The sequence below is a fragment of the Rhizobium leguminosarum genome (assembly GCF_002953715.1).
GTDB lineage: Bacteria > Pseudomonadota > Alphaproteobacteria > Rhizobiales > Rhizobiaceae > Rhizobium > Rhizobium leguminosarum_V.
Genome location: NZ_CP025013.1, coordinates 489,715 through 506,299 on the forward strand (window position 1 = coordinate 489,715; position 16,585 = coordinate 506,299).

The 16,585-nt window shown below is 60.5% G+C and carries 15 protein-coding genes; 6 read left to right on the top strand and 9 right to left on the bottom strand.

The window, feature by feature from the left end:
* Positions 1 to 35 precede the first annotated feature (35 nt).
* Positions 36 to 428, bottom strand: coding sequence for a 5-carboxymethyl-2-hydroxymuconate Delta-isomerase (locus CUJ84_RS26650; protein ID WP_018073566.1), 393 nt, complete (start codon positions 426 to 428; stop codon positions 36 to 38).
* Positions 429 to 550: 122 nt separating this feature from the next.
* Between CUJ84_RS26650 and hpaR the strand changes: the two genes are divergently transcribed.
* Positions 551 to 1,024: a homoprotocatechuate degradation operon regulator HpaR gene (gene hpaR / locus CUJ84_RS26655; protein WP_020397623.1), complete on the top strand. Its 474-nt coding sequence runs from the start codon at positions 551 to 553 to the stop codon at positions 1,022 to 1,024.
* A 14-nt stretch (positions 1,025 to 1,038) separates the two neighbouring features.
* On the opposite strand, the gene CUJ84_RS26660 is transcribed toward hpaR, so the two are convergent.
* Genes CUJ84_RS26660 through CUJ84_RS26685 form a run of 6 tightly spaced genes read right to left on the bottom strand, consistent with a single transcriptional unit; the run spans position 1,039 to position 7,429 of the window.
* Entirely contained in the window at positions 1,039 to 2,052 is a 1,014-nt protein-coding gene (locus CUJ84_RS26660) for a phosphotransferase enzyme family protein (RefSeq protein ID WP_105009181.1), read from the bottom strand.
* A gap of 8 nt (positions 2,053 to 2,060) precedes the next feature.
* Positions 2,061 to 3,344, bottom strand: coding sequence for an aspartate aminotransferase family protein (locus CUJ84_RS26665; RefSeq protein WP_105008680.1), 1,284 nt, complete (start codon positions 3,342 to 3,344; stop codon positions 2,061 to 2,063).
* 1 nt (position 3,345) lies between these two features.
* The gene (locus CUJ84_RS26670) at positions 3,346 to 4,707 is read right to left on the bottom strand and encodes an aspartate aminotransferase family protein (protein ID WP_105008681.1); all 1,362 of its coding nucleotides are present in this window, start codon (positions 4,705 to 4,707) and stop codon (positions 3,346 to 3,348) included.
* A 17-nt stretch (positions 4,708 to 4,724) separates the two neighbouring features.
* Positions 4,725 to 5,375, bottom strand: coding sequence for an HAD family hydrolase (locus tag CUJ84_RS26675; RefSeq protein ID WP_105008682.1), 651 nt, complete (start codon positions 5,373 to 5,375; stop codon positions 4,725 to 4,727).
* Complete coding sequence (locus CUJ84_RS26680; protein WP_105008683.1) at positions 5,372 to 6,643, bottom strand: Tm-1-like ATP-binding domain-containing protein; 1,272 nt, start codon at positions 6,641 to 6,643, stop codon at positions 5,372 to 5,374. The genes CUJ84_RS26675 and CUJ84_RS26680 overlap by 4 nt, the downstream gene beginning before the upstream one ends.
* On the bottom strand, positions 6,644 to 7,429 hold the full coding sequence (locus CUJ84_RS26685) for an IclR family transcriptional regulator (RefSeq protein WP_105008684.1): 786 nt from the start codon (positions 7,427 to 7,429) through the stop codon (positions 6,644 to 6,646).
* A 323-nt stretch (positions 7,430 to 7,752) separates the two neighbouring features.
* Between CUJ84_RS26685 and CUJ84_RS26690 the strand changes: the two genes are divergently transcribed.
* On the top strand, positions 7,753 to 9,204 hold the full coding sequence (locus CUJ84_RS26690) for an APC family permease (RefSeq protein WP_105008685.1): 1,452 nt from the start codon (positions 7,753 to 7,755) through the stop codon (positions 9,202 to 9,204).
* Positions 9,205 to 9,262: 58 nt separating this feature from the next.
* On the top strand, positions 9,263 to 10,741 hold the full coding sequence (locus CUJ84_RS26695) for an aldehyde dehydrogenase (RefSeq protein ID WP_105008686.1): 1,479 nt from the start codon (positions 9,263 to 9,265) through the stop codon (positions 10,739 to 10,741).
* A gap of 121 nt (positions 10,742 to 10,862) precedes the next feature.
* On the opposite strand, the gene CUJ84_RS26700 is transcribed toward CUJ84_RS26695, so the two are convergent.
* Complete coding sequence (locus CUJ84_RS26700; protein WP_105008687.1) at positions 10,863 to 11,375, bottom strand: flavin reductase; 513 nt, start codon at positions 11,373 to 11,375, stop codon at positions 10,863 to 10,865.
* A gap of 9 nt (positions 11,376 to 11,384) precedes the next feature.
* Positions 11,385 to 12,947, bottom strand: a complete 1,563-nt coding sequence (locus tag CUJ84_RS26705; RefSeq protein WP_105008688.1) for a 4-hydroxyphenylacetate 3-hydroxylase N-terminal domain-containing protein — start codon at positions 12,945 to 12,947, stop codon at positions 11,385 to 11,387.
* A gap of 53 nt (positions 12,948 to 13,000) precedes the next feature.
* On the opposite strand from CUJ84_RS26705, the gene CUJ84_RS26710 reads away from it, so the two are divergent.
* The 3 genes from CUJ84_RS26710 to CUJ84_RS26720 all read left to right on the top strand — a co-directional run bounded on the left by CUJ84_RS26710 (position 13,001) and on the right by CUJ84_RS26720 (position 16,584).
* Positions 13,001 to 13,936 (top strand): helix-turn-helix domain-containing protein, encoded by a 936-nt coding sequence (locus tag CUJ84_RS26710; RefSeq protein ID WP_105008689.1) that lies wholly within the window; start codon positions 13,001 to 13,003, stop codon positions 13,934 to 13,936.
* A 170-nt stretch (positions 13,937 to 14,106) separates the two neighbouring features.
* Entirely contained in the window at positions 14,107 to 15,051 is a 945-nt protein-coding gene (locus tag CUJ84_RS26715; protein WP_432444921.1) for a helix-turn-helix domain-containing protein, read from the top strand.
* Positions 15,052 to 15,177: 126 nt separating this feature from the next.
* Complete coding sequence (locus CUJ84_RS26720) at positions 15,178 to 16,584, top strand: aldehyde dehydrogenase family protein (RefSeq protein ID WP_105008691.1); 1,407 nt, start codon at positions 15,178 to 15,180, stop codon at positions 16,582 to 16,584.
* The last annotated feature ends 1 nt before the right edge of the window (position 16,585 follow it).

Genomic DNA, 16,585 nt, shown 5'->3' on the forward strand with positions numbered 1-16,585 from the left:
CCGATGTGTCCTGCTTGCGATCACTCGCTGCGGCGCTAACCGTTTGTCTTGCGCAGGCGCGGGTGGATGGCGTTTTTCTTCCAGCTCAGCGCCGGGTCGATTTCGCGGATTTCGAGGGTGAGGGCGAAGTGCGGCGTCTCGAACAACTTACCGAGGTGTTCCGTGACGGCGGCAAAGATCGCTTCGCCGGTGCGCCGCTTATCCTCCTGGCTACGACCTTCGCCGATGCGAAAGGACATATCGATGAAGGCATTTTCATCAAGCAGATCGGCAATCGCATAGGCTTCGCAACGGATGGCGCGCACCCGCACGGCACCGGTCTCGAACAGGCCCGTGCCGAGAATCTCGGCGTGGACGACACGGCACAGCGCGCCGAAGTCCACTTTTCCGTCGAGATTAGCCGAATAATCCATGGTGAAATGCGGCATCGTTCCTCCCCGCGCCACGACCTCAGTATATTTAACATGTTAAATATTTTGTCGGCTCTGTCAAGGGCATCGTGTCTGCCGGCCACGTTGCGCGGTTCAAGAAATTGATCCATAGAACCCTTATGACCAAACAATCCCCTGACAATAACGGCATAATGCAGGATGCCCTGCTGCCCCGCGATACGCGCCGCTCGCTGCCGATTGCGTTGCTTCGGGCGCGTGAAGCGGTGATGGGGCACTTCCGGCCCATGCTGGCGCTGCATGATGTGACGGAACAGCAATGGCGCGTCATTCGCATTCTGGCAGAGGCCGGAACACTGGATGCTTCGGAAATGTCGGAGCGGGCCTTTATCCTTGCTCCGAGCCTGACGCGGATCATTCGGTCTCTCGAGGAGCGCGGCTTCATCACCAAGAGCAAGGATGCTGAAGACGGCCGCCGGATACTGTTGCAGATCACGGCCGCGGGACTGAAGATCATCAACGAGGTCAGTCCCGACAGTCGGATGATTTATACCGCGCTTGAGCAGCGGTTCGGCCGCGAGCGCATCGATACCTTGCTCGACATGCTCGACGAACTGGCGACGCTGAACAAATAGCACGGCCTGCGCTCCTATCTGCTGGCGCCGGTTTGGAGGCTGTCTGCCAGCGCCAGAGCATCGGCTACATAGCGGTGAAGCCGCTCTGCCGCATCAGGCGTCCCAATTCGCTCACCGATCCAGCCGATATAAGTGATGCTGCGCAGAACCATGAAGAGTGGCAGGGTTTCAAGGGCGCTGTCCGGTAGCGACCGCACGCCGCGATATCCATCGATCAAAGCTGCCTTGATGAGTTCGTAGTGCGGCTCGCCGCGATTCTTGAACAAGGCTGTGGCGATGTCGAACATCCGCCAGCCGTAGCCTCCATCATCAAAGTCGATCAATTCGACATGATCGCCGTCTATGAGCACGTTTTCCCGAACGAGATCGGCATGGATGAGACCATAGTCGAGATGGCGGAGTGCATCGGTTTTCTCCCGCAGGAAAAGCCTGAGATCCGATAATTGCATCGCCTGATTCGGCGACAGTCCCGCACAATCCCAGAATCGGCCCCAAAGCGGCTGCCTGCCAAGCAAACCATCGCCGTCCCATGTCGGGCGGTGGAAGTCGGCCGGTGGTCTCCAGGCATCGGTGGCTGCGTGCATCCGGGCTATCGCTTCACCCAGCAGGCGGAAAATAACGACGAGGCGCTCCCTGGAATGCGCGAGAAGAACACCTGATTGGCCGAGCGGGCTGCCGGTCATCCAGCTGACAATGTCGGCGTATTGCTCACCGAACTCAGGATTTGCCGCAAGTGCAACGGTTTGGCGTCCGTCCGGCGTGGAAACAGGTGCCGGAACGCGCAGGCCCGCCTCGCGTAAGGCTGCCATCCAGGAGAGTTCCGAGACCAATGCACTTTTATTGTGATAGCCAGGCCGGTGCAGCCGCAGGGCTGCAGGCTCGCCGCTCCTGAGCGTCACCCGGAATACCGCATTCTCCCGGTATTTCAGTAGCTGGGGTATCTGGGCGCCGAGCTCCCAGCTGGCAAGCGCTTCGCATGCCCGCGCACTCAGCGCCTCCATGAAAGAGGTGGTTTCATGTTCCGACATGGCCACCGTCACAATCCGGACAGAACGTCGTCGAGCGTGGAAAGCATCAAATCGGCATTCTCCTTCGAAAATGGCATGGGTGGCCGGATCTTGGTCGCGCATTGATGCACCCCGATTTTGCCCATCAGAACGCCGCGCGCGCGCATGTCATTGATGACCTTTGTGGCGATGTCCGGCGCCGGGGTCTTTCTCTCGCGGTCGAGAACAAGCTCCGCCCCGAAGAACAGGCCGCTGCCACGCACGTTGCCGATGACGTCATGTTTCTCGGACAGGCGCTTGAGTCCGTCTTGCGCATAGGCACCGACGGTCCGGGCGTTTTCCATTAGCCCTTCATCTTCGATCACATCGAGAACCGCCAAGGCCGCAGCACAGGAAACCGGATTGCCGCCAAAGGTATTGAAATAGCGAAAGGCCTTGCGGAAGGCGTTCAGCGTGTCGGCATTGGCGACGACGCCGCCGACCGGATGGCCGTTGGCCATCGGCTTGCCGAGCGTCACCACGTCGGGCACGAAGCCTGCGCGCTGGTGGCCCCACATATGGCCGCCAGTGCGCCCGAAACCCGGCTGCACCTCGTCGGATATGACAAGCCCTCCCGCCTTGCGCACGGCAGTGATTACCTTGTCGAGAAAGCCCGTGGGCAGGTCGGGAAATCCCTCATTGGCAAAGAACGGGCAGATGATGAGCGCCGAAAAGCCGTGCGGGCTGCTCTGTAGCGAAGCGATCGCTTTTTCCACTTCAGCGGCGAAAGCCTCGGCAAAGGCTTCGCCGGGCATGCCACCCAGTGGCCGATAGCTGTCGGGCGCCGGCACGTGGCGGACATGACCGCCGAAGCCGCCGACGGGGGGCATACGGGTAGAGAGCTGCGACACGGCCGCGGTATTGCCGTGGTAGGTGTGGTTGGTCGCGATAACACCGGTCTTTCCCGTGACCGCCTGTGCCATGCGCAACGCGATGTCATTGGCTTCGCTGCCGGTGCAGGTCATGATCGCAGTATTGAGGCTCTTGTCGAACGTCGATGTCAGCCGCTCGACATAGTCGAGGATGCCCTCATGCAGGTATCGCGTGTGGGTATTCAGCGTCGACGCTTGCCGGGTGATCGCGTCCACCACGCGCGGGTGGCAATGGCCGACGTGCGGCACATTGTTGTAGCAATCGAGATATTTCCGGCCGTCCGCGTCCCACAGCCAGACACCTTCTCCACGCACCAGTTGCACGGGTTCGTCATAAAAGGTGGACATGTTTCGGCCAAGAAGGCGCTCGCGACGGGCGAGAAGTGCTGCGTTTTCGGCCATGTCATTTGCCTCCCGTGGCAGCTGTCAGGCCTGCCTCGAGTGCGGCGAGGATCCGATCTACACCGGCCGTGGTGATGATAAGCGGCGGCGAGATGATCACGTTGGAGCCGGAGGTACGCACCATCACGCCGGCGTCGTAGGCCGCGTCTTGCAGGCGCTGGACCACATCCTTCGGCGCGCCGGTCTTTGTCGCGCGATCCGTCACCAGTTCCAGCGCGCACATCAGCCCTTTGCCGCGCACGTCGCCGACCAGTTCGTGTTTTTCCTTCAGTCTGTTCAGACCGGCCAGCAGTTCGTTGCCGCGCGCGCCTGCATTGGCGGCCACGTTGAGGCGCTTGGTTTCCTTGAGCGTCGCCAGCGCCGCCGCTGCACCCACAGGGTGGCCGGAATAGGTGTAGCCATGGCCGATGGTGCCGACGGTGTTCTTGTTTGCCTCGAAGGCTTCCGCGATCTTGTCGGAAATCATTACCGCACCGAAGGGATAATAGCCGTTGGTAATCGCCTTGGCGGTCGACATCAGGTCGGGCCTGGTGCCCCACAGGCGTGATCCCGTCCAGGCGCCGGTGCGGCCAAAGGCCGTGATGACCTCGTCGGCGATCAGAAGAATGCCGTTCCTGTCGCAGATGGTACGCATCAGCGGCATGAAGGTTTCGTGCGGCACCATGATGCCGCCGGCACCCAGAACTGGCTCCATGATGAAGGCGGCGATCGTATCGGCGCCCTGGAAGGCGATCTCGTCTTCGAACTGACGACCGATGGCCGTGGCGATTTCAGCCGGATCGTCGGTGCCGAAGGGATTGCGGTAGCCATAGGGAGCCGCCAGGTGCGAAACGCCCGGGAGCAGCGGCTCGTAGTTGCGACGGTTGTTGGCATTGCCGTTGACGGAGGCGCCGCCGAAATGGGTCCCATGATAGCCTTTCTTCAGCGCCACGAATTTGGTGCGCTCCGGCTGGCCGTTCACCTTGTGATATTGGCGGGCAAGCCGCAGGCACGTCTCCACGGAATCCGAGCCGCCCGAGGTGAAGAAGGATCGGCTGAGGCCGTCTTCCTTGAACCACTCGGCCAGTTCGTAAGACAGTTCGATCAGCGGCGGATTGGTAGTGCCGCGAAAGGCGGAATAATAAGGGAGTTCCTCGAGTTGGTCACGGATGGCCTGTTTGATCGGATCGCAGGAATAGCCGAGGTTGACGTTCCAGAGCCCCCCGACGCCATCGAGCACCGTCTTGCCGTCGATATCAGTGATTTCGACACCGGAAGCCGCCCTGATGATGCGCGGCGGGTTGGCCAACATGTCGGCCGGGTGCGCCATCGGGTGCCAGACATGACGGGCGTTGTTTTCGGTCAAAAAATTGGTTTCGCGCATATCGCAGTCCTCTTCGTTCAAAGTCCAAGCATGGAAAGGGCGCGGGCATAGCCGTCCGCGGGGCGAGTAACGTCGAAATGGACGTTGGGAAGTTTGACGGCGGTGGCGCCCTCTATGTTCTTCGGCTGATCGTCGACGAAGACGCAGGCCTCGCGCGGAAGCCCGACTTCGGCGATCACCTGTTCATAGGCGCGCGGATCCGGTTTCAGGATCTTCGTGTAGGTGGCATCGACGATAACGTCGAAGAGATCGATCAGCGTGAAGCGCTTGCGGAATTCGACACCGTAGAAAAGATCGAGTTCATTCGACAGGATGGCGAGCCGCAGGCCAGCGGCCTTGGCGCGGGTGATGGCATCTCGCGCCTCCGGACGCAGCACGAGATCGGCATCGGCGCCGCGCGCCCGCTGGACGAAGGTCTTCATGTCGGTCCACTCTTCGCCGACCAGCCGGCCAACTTCCGCGGTCCGTGTCATCCAGTAGTCGCGTTCGGTGATCTCGCGGCTCTGCATCGACACCCAGAGCGGATCGGTCGTCGTGTCGAACGGACCGCGCCAGGTGAGCGTGCCGGCGGCAAGGCCAAGCGCCCGCTCGGTGACGTCGTGCGTTTCGAACAGCGTGCGGGTCACGACGCCGCCGAAATCGAGAATGAGTGCGCGATCACCTGTCATGGTCTGCCTTCCGGGATGATGCCCTGTGCAACCCACGCATCGAATACGGCGAGGGCTTTTGTGGAGAATTGGGGGGAGTTGATGTGACCATCGACCTCATGCAAGACGACGGATGGGGGGAGGGCCAGGCGCATCGCGTCGATAAAGGCTGAAAGGCCTTCCGGATCATGCAATGATTCGCCTGGCTGGTCCCATTCCTGTATGCCTGCAAGCGGCAGGATCAGGGCGACCGGCGCCTGCGCTCCGCCAAGTTTTTCTCCGATCAGCGCAGCCGTCGCCCGGCGTCCTTCCGGCGAGGTGGTGACGGAGCCGATCAGCCGGTTGTGTGCGTGATAAGGTCGGTCGGCAAGTGCCGCCGGCAGCGGCTGCCATGCGGGCAGGTCCACCATATCGACCGCGCCGGGCGCAACGATCTGCGGTATGCCTGCGCGGCCCGCATTTTCCATGCGGTCCGGACCAGAGGTGACAACGGTGCCATTCTGGTGGTTGACGACTTCCTGCATGCAGAAGTCGAACACCGCGGCAAAGCCTTTCTGCGCGGCGATCGCCTCGAAGGCCCGTCCGCCCATGCCGGTCGAGTGGAATACTGCGACCTCATAGCCGCGCTTTTCAAGCTCCGGCTTCAAATGTTTCATATATTTGAGGCAGGTGGAACCGAGGGAGGTCATTCCGATCAACGGCCGGTCCGCCTTGGGCTTCATGCTGGAGCGGGCAGCCCCGACGACGGCGCCGCAGGCCTGGGAAAGCACGGCGCGGCAAATATCGTTCAATCCGTAAAGTCCGCCGGCCCAGAGTATCATCATCAGGTCCGGGGAGATGCGCTCCGGCGGCACGAGATGCGAATAGGCAATCGTCGAGACCACGAATTTGGGAACGCCGAGCGGCAGGGCCGCCGCCACGTCAAGCGCAAGGTCCGTGCCCATCGAGCCGCCGAGAACAATGATGCCATCCGCCTTTCCGCTCGCATGCAACGTTCCGACGAGAGCCGCAGCGCCGGTCGACATCAGCGCCATCGCTGAATTTTCGTCGCCGCTGTCAATGATCGCTTCGATCGAGGTTCCCGCCGATTTGGCGATGTCGTGCCGGGAAAAATCCGGTGTGTAAGGCGGATCTGACAAGATACTGACGTCGACCATGAGCGGTTTTGCGCCTGCACCGCGGATGATGCCCGCCATGAACTGAAGCTCGTCGGATTTGGTGTCACCGGTTCCAATCACAAGGATGCTGGGCGGGCGTGTTTGCTCTGGCGAAGGCTCTGCTGGGCTCATTCAACCGGTCCTCTTTGTTTGCGTTTTTGTTCCCGAAGGCCGCTCCGGCCCGTAGTATTTTTCTGAAATGCGTTTGGCTGTGTCGACGACGGCTGCGCCGAAGCTCGCCAGAGTGGCGGCGCGCGCGCGTGCGAGCGGCGCGGCGATGGTGATGGAACCGATCGGTTGACCTGCCGGCGAAAGAATGGGAGCTCCGGTGCTGACGACGCCGACCTCGAGACCCTGGCTGCTGATCGAAAATCCGCGCGCGACCGTTTCGTCTATCATTTTGCGGACGGCCGCCGGATCGGTCACGGTGTGTTCGGTAAAGGCTTCCAGTGGCTGCGACAGGGCCGACTCCATGTATTTCTTATTGGAGAAGGCCAGATAGGCGAGGCCTGATGCCGTAGCGTGGAAAGGCAGGCGCGTGCCGATCTCGACGATGACCCGGTGCGCGCGCGGTGAGTCCTCGACATGGATCGTTGAAAGTGTGCTGCCGCTGAATTCGGCGAGATGAACAGTTTCCTCGGACTTTTCAGCGAGCTCCCTTACGAAGGGGATAGCGACCCGCAGGAACGGATAGCGCGCCTCGCGAATCCGCGCCAGGCGAACCGGAGCTGAACCGATCCGGTATCTGCGCGTCTCCGGATCCTGCTCGACGAAGCCATGCTTTTCCAACTCGACAAGCAGGCGGCGGGCCGTCGCCTTGTCGAGGTCGCAGAGACGGGCGATGTCCGTCAGTCCCGCTTCGTGGTTGAGTTGCGACAGGCTGTCCAGCAAGGACAGCGCTTTTCCGACGGTGCTCATGCAGTTTCCTTTTTTGCCCGGTCGTCGTTCGATACCGGTCGGTGTTACGGACACCTGTCTGGGTCATCACCGTCGATGCCTGGTCCTCTATGCCGGCATAAACTACTTAACATGCGAAATAACTTGACAGGTGTAGCCATTATTTGCAAGTCTATATTTGAAGCACTGGTTCAATATGTGAACCATATGCGCTGACCTGCGCGCGGCCAAGAGCAAAAGAAAAAACGCGGCAGATTAGTCCGGTTCGAAATGACGGCGATTTTGGGAGGACGCGTTTTCCCGGAGCGCAATCGGATAGATGCAACAAGGGGAACTTGAGCAAAATGGACAATCAAATCTCAACAGGCGCAGGTGAAAACCAGCTGCGCAAAAACAGTCTCGGCGTCGGCGCCGTGACATTTCTGGTGGTTTCGGCCGCAGCGCCGCTCACGGCGGTCGCCGGCGGTGTGCCTCTGTCGATGATGCTCGGCAACGGCGCGGGCATCCCGCTGACCTTCCTGCTGGTCACGGCGATCCTGGTGCTGTTCGCGGTCGGCTACGTCGCCATGGCCCGCCACATCCGCAATGCCGGTGCCTTTTATGCCTATACCGCCCAGGGTCTCGGCGGCATGATGGGCGGTGCCGCCGCCCTCATCGCCATCCTTGCCTACAATGCCATGCAGATTGGCGTTTTCGGTCTCTTCGGTGCGGCAACCGCGGGGTTCTTCGCGGGCATCGGCCTTGAATTGCCCTGGTGGGTCTGGACCTATATCGGCATCGCCGTCGTCGCGGTCTTCGGCTATCGGCGCGTTGATCTCTCGGCCAAGGTATTGACCGTCCTTGTCATTCTTGAATATGTCGTCGTGCTGGTCATCGACGCGGCTATCTTCCTAAAGGGCGGTGACAGCGGCATCTCGGCCGCACCCTTCACGCCCGCCGCCTTCATGAGCGGAACGCCGGCAATCGGGATTCTCTTCTGCTTTGCAGCGTTCATCGGCTTCGAAGCCACCACGATATACAGCGAAGAAGCCCGCGAGCCGCACAAGACTGTGCCGCGCGCGACCTATATTTCTGTCCTTATCATCGGCCTCTTCTACATGCTGACCTCTTGGCTGATGGTCAATGGCGCCGGCGCCGACAAACTCGTTCCCGAACTGCAGGGCCTTGCCGATCCGACGACGTTCCTCTTCGGCCTTGCCGAACGCTATGTCGGCCACTGGATCGTCCCAGTCATGAACGTGCTTTTCATCACCAGCCTGTTTGCCGGCGTGCTCGCCTTCCACAACGGTGTCGCCCGCTACATGTATGTCGCCGGCCGCGAAGGTCTGCTGCCGAAATCCGTCGGCGTCACCCACCCCGTATTCCAGAGCCCGCATGTCGGTTCGGTGATCCAGACGATTATCGCCGTTCTCGTCATCGCGCTCTTCGCCTTTACCGGCCAGGATCCGGTGCTTGCCCTCTTCTCCTGGCTCACCAACGTCGGCACGCTTGCCATCATCCTGCTGATGGCCTTTACCGCATTCGCCATCGTCGCCTTCTTCAGCCGCAATCCCGGCCTCGAAGGCAACGTTCTGGTGACCAAGGTCCTCCCGGTGATCACCGGCATCATCCTTCTGGGACTAGTCTACTATATCACCGTGAATTTCGGCGCGATCGCCGGCGCAAGCGGTGTGCTCGCCGTGCTTCTGCCGGGCTTGGTGGTGATTGCCGCCATTTTCGGCTTGATGGCAGCTGCCCGTCTGAAGTCGGAAGATGCTGCCGGTTTTGCCCGGCTCGGCGCCGGACAGGAAGCCTGACATATCTGGATCATGATGGCGGACGCTGGTCCGCCATTTCTTTCGTGAGGAGATTGAGATGCAGGACAAGATCGACAAACTCCGCTCAGACGTCGTCTCGCCGCAGTCGCTGTTCATTGGCGGCGAGTGGCGCGTACCTCAGAGCGGTGCGACCATGGATGTCATCTCGCCGATCGACGGCGTGAAATTGACGACCATTGGCGATGCCGGTGCAATCGATGTCGATTTGGCCGTCAAGGCTGCGCGCGCCGCTTTCGAGAAAGGCACGTGGTCGAAGGCAGCGCCCGCAGAGCGCAAGAAAATCCTTTTCCGGATCGCCGAGCTGATCGAGCGCGATGCGCTTGAACTGGCGGTGCTCGGCGTGCGCGACAACGGGACGGAAATCAGTATGGCCCTGAAGGCCGAACCCGGCAGCGCGGCCGCCACCTTCCGCTATTACGCCGAAGCCGTCGACAAGGTCTACGGCGAGATTGCCCCCACCTCCGAAAGCGTTCTCGGCCTCATCCACCGCGAACCCGTCGGCGTCGTCGCCGCTATCGTGCCATGGAATTTCCCGATGATGATCGGTGCCTGGAAGATTGCGCCAGCGCTGGCAGCCGGCAACTCCGTGGTGCTGAAGCCCGCCGAAGGCGCATCGCTCAGTCTCCTGAAACTGGCAGCACTGTGTGCGCAAGCGGGCCTGCCGGAAGGTGTACTCAATGTCGTCACCGGCCGCGGCACGGTCGCCGGAGAGGCGATCGGCCTGCATGGCGATATCGATGTTCTCGTCTTCACCGGCTCCGGCGGCGTCGGCCGCCGGCTGCTCGAATATTCGGCGCGCTCCAACCTGAAGCGGGTCTATCTCGAACTGGGCGGCAAATCGCCCAACATCGTCTTCGCGGATGCGCCGGACCTCGAACAGGCCGCCAAGGTCTCGGCATTCGGCATCTTCAGAAACTCGGGGCAGGTTTGCGTTGCCGGATCGAGGCTCCTGGTCGAGCGGTCGATCCACGAAGCCTTCGCAGAACGGATCTCAGCCATTGCCGAAAAGATAAAGGTTGGCGATCCGCTGTTGCTCTCGACGGAATCCGGCGCCATCTCCAGCGAGATCCAACTCGAGAAGGACCTCGGTTTCGCCGCCCAGGCGCTGTCCGAAGGCGCAAGGCTGAGAACCGGCGGCGGGCGCATTCTTCAAGACACCGGCGGTTTCTATATGCAGCCGACCGTTTTCGACGTGACGCCGGAGATGACGCTGGCCAAAGAGGAGGTTTTCGGGCCGATCCTCTCCATCATTCCCTTCGATGACGATGCAGAGGCAATCAGCATTGCCAATGCCACGCCTTATGGTCTCGCTTCAGCCGTGTGGACCGGCAATCTGTCGCGCGCCCATTGCATGGTGCGGGGAGTCAAGGCGGGAGTCGTCCACGTCAACACCTATGGCGGCGCCGACAACACCGTGCCGCTCGGCGGCATCCGCCAGTCGGGCAACGGCCATGACAAGTCGCTGCATGCGATGGACAAGTACCATAATCTCAAGACGGCGTGGATCCAGCTCTAGCTTAGTCGAACACTTTGCTGAGAGCAGGGGCGCAGTTGAAATGTCGGATGCATCTAAAGTTAAAGGCTCCCGCGCGCAGCCCATTCGCTGTCAGCAGCAACGCGGCTGACAGCGAATACCTTCAACCTCCGAAGCTGCCAATTTGCGTCGGGACATGAACGTAATTCCGGTCAAAATACAGTAACGCGTTTCCATCGGGGCGGGATCTGATGCCGGCGATCCGTCCGATGAAGATGTGATGGCTGCCGACAAGTCTTGCCTCGGACAGCTCGCAATCAAACGACACGATCGCGTCGGCGAGAGCATCCGTGCCCGAAGGCATTGCGACCCAATCCGCAGAGGCGTAGCGCGCCTCCATATCGGCGGTTGCTCCGGCGAATTTCCCGGCTAGCTCTCTGTGGTCGTGACTTAATACGTTCACGCAGAACCAGTGGTTTTCCAGAAACAGGGCAGTTTGGGCGGATCGGCTATTCATGCAGACGAGCAGCGTCGGCGGCTCATCCGTGACGCTGCACATGGCCGTGGCGGTGAACCCGCCGCGACCGGCGGGACCATTGGTGGTGATGACGTTGACCGGCGCGCAAACGCGCGCCATGGCGTTGCGGAACTCGGTTTTGGAAAAGGCCTCCTCCATGGTCGCCTCCTATTCAGCAGCGGACTTGAACTGATCTGCATTGCCGATCGGCGGCAACCAGGTGTCACCGGTCCAGCCGTTTTCGTCGTAGTCGCTCATGCAGGTATCGACCAAGGCCTCCATTTCGCGCAACCGTCCGCCACGCTCGGCCCCCTTCAGCACCTGAAGCCGGACTTCTTCCGGCGCTCCGGCATAGTTCAATTCGTAGAGCGCATGCCGTCCGCCAAACTCGGTTCCGGTTGCGTCCCACAACAGCTTCATGATCTTGATGCGTTCGATATGGCCCATATCGTTGGAGCCGCGCACATACTGGCCGAGATAGCGGTCGATCTCCGGATTGCCGAAATCCTTGGCCGAGGACGGCAGGTAGATCAGTCCCGAGGCGACGACCTTGCGGACCGTCTCGATGACGCGGGGATAGGCTTCCGACATGAAGGTACGGTAAGCAAGGGCCGCCTCCAGATTGGGGAGCACCGCGCCGTTCGCCCAAGGGATCGGATTGTAGGCCATGGCGTTGGAGAAGCTCCAGAACATGTGGCGCAATGCGATGACTTCACCAAGTGCGGCCTGATTGCCGCGGAAGGCATCGCCGCCGGTCGCCCGCAAAGCCTTGGCGAGCAGGCCCGCCAGGAAGTCGAGTTTGACGGCGAAACGCGTGCAGCCCTGGAAGCAGTAGCCGTGCATGAAGCCGGAAGCGGGATGGAAGGACAGGATCTTCGGCGCATCGCGCAGGACCAGCACATCCTCCCAGGGGATGAAGACGTTGTCCAGAACCAGGATGGCATCGTTCTCATCGAAGCGGGAAGAGAGCGGGTAGTCGAATGGCGTGCCGACACGATTTGCCGTTTCCTCATAGGAGACCCGGCAGAACATCTTGATGCCGGGCGCATTCATCGGGACGATGAACATCACCGACAGCGACGGGTCTTCCGTGACCGTCGCCGAGCTCTGTGCCAGGAAATTGTAGTGCGTCAAAGCAGAGGACGTCGCCACCACTTTGGCGCCCGAGACGTAGATGCCGGCGTCGGTTTCCTTGGTGATATGAACGAATACGTCTTTTACGGCATCCGCCGGCTTGTGGCGGTCGATCGGCGGGTTCACGATCGCGTGGTTCATGAAGAGAGCCGCTTCCTGGGCACGCTTGTGCCAGGCGAGTGCGTTGTCCTTGAAGGGACCGTACCAGTCGGCATTGGCGCCCAGCGTATTCATCAATGCTGCTTTGTAGTCGGCGGTTCGGCCCATCCATCCATAGGACATGCGGGCCCAGTCGGCGATCGCACCCTGTTGAGCGACGAGATCGGCGGAGGACTTTGCTACACGGAAATATTTGTGGGTGTAGCCCCCAGAGCCGGTGTCGGTGGGCGATGTCAACCGTTCCTTGGTCTTTTCCGCATGTAGCGCATCGTAAAGCCTGGCGAGCGAGCGGGCGGAATTGCGCATCGAGGGATGCACGGTCACGTCCTTGACACGCTCACCATTGATGTACACCTCCCGCCCGTCACGCAGGGATGCCAGATATTCCTCACCGGTGAAGGGCCGCTTGGTATCGGCCCGGAAATCTTCTGATCGCATGTCGTCCTCCCTTGATCTGAGACAAATGCTAGTCCTTGCGTTCGCCTTCCACCATGGACAGAATAGGGAAATCACTTGTACTTTTTACGGCGGCCAGCATGAACGACATCGTCCCAAGTTTCTTTGTCTACGGCGAACCGGATCGCCCTTTGGAGATCGGATTTCTTCATGTCGAAACGGTGATGGCGCGCGCAAATCTCCATTCCGGCCAGGTCCGAGCCCATAAACATGATCGGATGACGCAGGTCACTTTCTGGACCAGCGGCAGCGGATCCTATTTCATAGAAGATCAACGTTTGGACTTTTTGGCGCCTGCCGTCAGCTTCGTGCCGAGCGGCGTCATCCACGGCTTCAACGTCGATCCGCTTGTTTCGGACGCGGTCGTCGTGTCGATCGCAGACAGTCTGCTGCCGTCGATCGCCGGTCAGACGACGCTGCCGCTGGATCGCCCGGTGATGGTGACGGGGCAGGGCGCGGAGGCGTTCTGGGAGAGACTTCGGCGGACCATGCAACTAATTCTGGAGGAGTACGCCGAGGGGAGAGGCCAGGCCGATACGATCCTTTCACCATTGGTTGCCGCCATGCTGACCCAGATCGGACGCCTGGCGTCCGACGCGCCGATGCTGGCACAATCGCCACAACGCCTGCTTGCTGGTGACCTTCGACGGCTGATCGACCGGCATTTTCGTGAGAACTGGCCGGTTGCGCGCTACGTTTCGAGCCTCGGCACCACGCCGCATCTTCTTGCCAAGGCCGGGCACATGGCTTTCGGCCAGGGCGTCAAGGACATGATCGCCGAGCGCCGCCTGCTCGAGGCCAAACGGCTGTTGCTTTTCACCATCCGATCGCTCGAGGACATAGCCTATGAGGTGGGCTTGAAGGATGCCGCTTATTTTTCGCGCTTTTTCCGCGCGCGGACCGGTATGCCGCCCAGTGAATGGCGGCGGCAAAACATAGCTGGTGAGAAGAGTCGGGATGACGGATTCTAGTTAACATGTGAAATAGATTGACAGAGCGATCTATCTTCGACACTCTTTCAGTTTACCGGTCTCAGGTGTTGCCGCCTTTTTGCGCTTGTGGGAGAGTCGCGCGAGACGGACATGTCGTCGACTGACACTGTTGGGAGGCAGAGTTGGAGCTCTTGAACAATCAGGCCCTGATGCAACACGCGTGGGCAACCGTTCCCTATGATCAATGGACCAGTGATCTCCAATCGATCTGCGGCAACTTCAATCCGAAAGCAATGGAGAGCGGCAAGGCCGTAACGGGGGCAGCCCGGCGTATCGATGTCTGCGGTATGGAGTTCGCCCATGTTTCCAATGATCTCGATCGCGTCCATCGAGATTGGGATGACATTCGCCGGGACGCCAACGAACATCTCTTTCTCATCATGCAGCTGGAAGGGTCCTGTGGTCTCGAGCACGTCGGCCTCCAGGCAGTCCTGGATGTCGGTGATTGCATTCTCGTCGACTCGACCCGGCCGACGACATTCCATTTCGGTGGACAGTTCAGCAATCATCTGTCGCTGCATTTGCCACGCCAGATCATGTATGCCGAAAGCCCGATCGATTTTGACATCGCCCGCAAACTCGAGGCCTTTGACCCGATGGCAATGATGCTGCGTGCGCTGGTGGCGAAGATCATGTCCAATTCGGCATCGGATGCCGCGTCTGCCAATCTGCGGCACCTGATGTTCAATGCGACGCGACAGGCCTTCGTCTCAAACGGCGACGCCATGTCGGCTCTCAACGACAGCGCTTCGCGGCGGCTGGAAATGGTCGACATACTGATCGACCGACACCTGACCGAGAGCGATCTCAGCGCCAAGTGGCTGGCGACACGGATCGGGGTATCCATCCGCACGTTGCAGCAGGATTTTCAAGGTATCGGCATGACCTGCACCACGGTCATCCGTGACAAGCGGTTGCGCCTCGTGCGTGAAAAGATCGCGCAGATCAAAGATCAGAGAAGCCCAAGGACGATCGCGGAAGTCGCCTATTCGGCCGGCTTCAATGATATTTCCTATTTCAATCGCAGCTTCAAGGATCTGTTCGACTGCGCGCCGACCGATCTGCTCAGGCCGGTGACATCAATCGCACAATAGTGCGGTTTGAATACTTGATGAGCCGCCGGCCTGTTGCGTTTCAGACCAAGTCGCGGCGCGCTCCTGCCCAAGACGGCATTCTTCTGCCCCGTCATACTCCTTCCAAAGCTCAGGGAGGAGCCAATCGTGAAGCAGTACAGTCTGTTCATCGGCGGAGCACGCATCGAGACCGCAACCTATGCCGAGGTTCGCAACCCATCGACCGGCGAAATCGTCGGTCAGATGCCGCTGGCGACGCCGGCGGATCTCGACCATGCCGTTGCCGCAGCTTCAGTCGCCTTTTGCACTTGGAGCCAGGTGTCGGAAGAAGAGCGCCAGGCCGCCTGTCGCGCCATTGCCGAAAAGATCGCAGCCAATGGCGAGGAACTTGCACGCCTTTTGACGCTGGAGCAGGGCAAGCCTCTCAATGGTCTCGGCTCCCGGTTCGAAATCGGCGGCGCGCTTGCCTGGACACGCCACACGGCCGAACTGAATCTGCCGGTTGAGATCCTGCAGGACGACAATGAGGGCCGTGTCGAATTGCATCGCAAGCCAATTGGCGTCGTCGGTTCGATCACACCCTGGAACTGGCCGGTGATGATCGCATGCTGGCATATCGTGCCGGCGGTGCGGGCCGGCAATACGGTCATCATCAAGCCTTCGCCGCTGACGCCACTGTCGACGATCCGTCTTGTCGAGATCATGAACGAAGTGCTGCCGCCCGGCGTCGTCAATGTCATCACCGGCGAAAACAGCATTGGTGCAGCGCTTTCCGCCCATGACGGTGTCGCCAAGATGACCTTCACGGGCTCGACCGAGACCGGCAAGAAGGTCATGGCCTCGGCTGTCGCGACGTTGAAACGCCTGACGCTCGAGCTTGGCGGCAATGATGCCGGTATCGTGCTTCCCGATGCCGACCCTGCGCAGATCGCCGAGGGCCTGTTCTGGGGAGCCTTCATCAACAACGGCCAGACCTGCGCAGCGCTGAAGCGCCTTTATGTGCACGACAGCATTTATGAAGACGTCTGTGCACGGCTTGCCGACTACGCCGGCAGGATCGTGATCGGCGACGGCCTTGACGAAACCAGCATTCTTGGCCCGGTCCAAAACGAAATGCAGTTCAACAAAGTTCGCGAACTTGTCGATGACGCGCGCGCCAATGGCGGCCGAATTCTCGCCGGCGGCGCGCCGATCGATCGGCCGGGCTATTTCTATCCGATCACGCTTGTTGCCGACGTCGACCATGGCGTGCGTCTCGTCGACGAAGAGCAGTTCGGGCCGGCGCTGCCGATCATTCGCTATACCGATATCGATGAGGTCATCGCCCGCGCCAACACCAATCCCGCCGGGCTTGGCGGCTCGGTCTGGTCGGCGGATGCCGAAAAAGCCAAGCGCTATGCCATGCAGCTCGAATGCGGCTCGGTATGGATCAACAAGCACGGAACGATCCAGCCGAACGCGCCCTTTGGCGGCGTCAAGCAATCGGGCATGGGTGTCGAGTTCGGCGCCGAAGGGCTGAAGGAATTTACCACGATCCAGACGGTGTTGAGCTGAG

Excerpts from the sequence above, each read along its gene's own strand:
- CUJ84_RS26690 (WP_105008685.1), top strand. The coding sequence starts at position 7,753 with ATGGACAATCAAATCTCAACAGGCGCAGGTGAAAACCAGCTGCGCAAA.
- CUJ84_RS26675 (WP_105008682.1), bottom strand. The coding sequence starts at position 5,375 with ATGACAGGTGATCGCGCACTCATTCTCGATTTCGGCGGCGTCGTGACC.
- CUJ84_RS26695 (WP_105008686.1), top strand. The coding sequence starts at position 9,263 with ATGCAGGACAAGATCGACAAACTCCGCTCAGACGTCGTCTCGCCGCAG.
- hpaR (WP_020397623.1), top strand. The coding sequence starts at position 551 with ATGACCAAACAATCCCCTGACAATAACGGCATAATGCAGGATGCCCTG.
- CUJ84_RS26670 (WP_105008681.1), bottom strand. The coding sequence starts at position 4,707 with ATGCGCGAAACCAATTTTTTGACCGAAAACAACGCCCGTCATGTCTGG.
- CUJ84_RS26680 (WP_105008683.1), bottom strand. The coding sequence starts at position 6,643 with ATGAGCCCAGCAGAGCCTTCGCCAGAGCAAACACGCCCGCCCAGCATC.
- CUJ84_RS26665 (WP_105008680.1), bottom strand. The coding sequence starts at position 3,344 with ATGGCCGAAAACGCAGCACTTCTCGCCCGTCGCGAGCGCCTTCTTGGC.
- CUJ84_RS26700 (WP_105008687.1), bottom strand. The coding sequence starts at position 11,375 with ATGGAGGAGGCCTTTTCCAAAACCGAGTTCCGCAACGCCATGGCGCGC.
- CUJ84_RS26650 (WP_018073566.1), bottom strand. The coding sequence starts at position 428 with ATGCCGCATTTCACCATGGATTATTCGGCTAATCTCGACGGAAAAGTG.
- CUJ84_RS26705 (WP_105008688.1), bottom strand. The coding sequence starts at position 12,947 with ATGCGATCAGAAGATTTCCGGGCCGATACCAAGCGGCCCTTCACCGGT.
- CUJ84_RS26660 (WP_105009181.1), bottom strand. The coding sequence starts at position 2,052 with ATGTCGGAACATGAAACCACCTCTTTCATGGAGGCGCTGAGTGCGCGG.
- CUJ84_RS26685 (WP_105008684.1), bottom strand. The coding sequence starts at position 7,429 with ATGAGCACCGTCGGAAAAGCGCTGTCCTTGCTGGACAGCCTGTCGCAA.
- CUJ84_RS26715 (WP_432444921.1), top strand. The coding sequence starts at position 14,107 with ATGCAACACGCGTGGGCAACCGTTCCCTATGATCAATGGACCAGTGAT.
- CUJ84_RS26710 (WP_105008689.1), top strand. The coding sequence starts at position 13,001 with ATGGACAGAATAGGGAAATCACTTGTACTTTTTACGGCGGCCAGCATG.